The sequence below is a fragment of the Flectobacillus sp. genome (assembly GCF_049240685.1).
Lineage (GTDB): Bacteria > Bacteroidota > Bacteroidia > Cytophagales > Spirosomataceae > Flectobacillus.
This window is the reverse complement of record NZ_JBMLSD010000120.1, coordinates 1-1153: the sequence shown is the minus strand read 5'-3', so window position 1 is coordinate 1153 and position 1153 is coordinate 1. Positions and strand designations below refer to the sequence as shown.

The following is a 1153-nucleotide window of genomic DNA, read 5'->3' as shown; positions in this document are numbered from 1 at the left end:
AATAAGAAGCTTAAAGAGCGTATTGAAGCGCTTGAGTTTATGAAAGACCTACAACAAGATATTATTGCAGACTTTGAAAAAGTTACGGGTCAGGAATTATCAAAAAAGTATTTGCCCGAAACATTAGCAAACGAGATAGCCAAAAAGAAGAAAAAGCTTACAAAATAAAATGGCTGTACGAATGTTTCGGGTTAAGTAAACAAGCATATTATCAAAGACTTAAAGCAAGCGAACAAAGAGAAATGGATGCGATTGTCATCAAAAAAATAATAGCACCCATCCGTAAAAAAATGTCAAGGTACGGTACAGAAAAACTGCATCTGGATGTTCGAGAGAAGCTAATACAAAGCAATATTAAAATGGGAAGAGATAGATTCTTGAAATTTTGTAGAGAGCGACATTTATTGGTACCTAGAACACGTAGAAGTTTTATCACTACTGATTCTAATCATCAGTACCATACATCTCCCAATCTGATAAAAGACCTGACTATCACTCATTCAGAACAAGTTTTTGTTAGTGACATTACCTACATCAAGCTAGAAAATAAGCATGCTTACTTAGCACTTGTCACGGACCTGTATAGTAAGAAAATAATGGGCTACAAATTAGCAGACAATATGAAAACCTCCTTGGTAAAAGAAGCCTTACAAATGGCTATAAAGAATAAAGAACATGCTACTAAAAACACCATACACCATAGCGACAGGGGTATTCAATATTGCTTTCCAGAGTACACCAAATTTGCTGAGGATCATGGCATGGTTTTAAGTACAACAGAAAAATATGACCCCTATGAGAATGCTGTTGCCGAGAGAATCAATGAAACACTCAAGTATGAGTTTGGATTGATCAAAACGATTCCTAGTTTAGAGATAGCGAAGAAAATGGTAAAGCAAGCGGTGGACATATACAACAATGAAAGAAGGCATCGGTCATTAGCAATGCAAACACCATCGTTTGCCCATACTAATCAGACACACAGCTATAAATCATATAGAAAAAGGGAAATAAAAGCAGCAAGCAGGAATGTTGATAAGTCTGAAAAAATCCAATAAAAGATTTTTTCTAAGACTTATCAATGTTCCGGTAAATTTGTTAAACAACCATTTTATATAACACAAAAATGGTCAACCTATTTCAGGGCAAGACA

1 protein-coding gene is annotated in these 1153 nt (G+C 35.0%); it reads left to right on the top strand.

Going from position 1 to position 1153, the window contains the following annotated elements:
- Positions 1-95 precede the first annotated feature (95 nt).
- Positions 96-1058, top strand: coding sequence for an IS3 family transposase (locus tag ACOVQ4_RS05550; protein ID WP_421819659.1), 963 nt, complete (start codon positions 96-98; stop codon positions 1056-1058).
- Positions 1059-1153 lie beyond the last annotated feature (95 nt).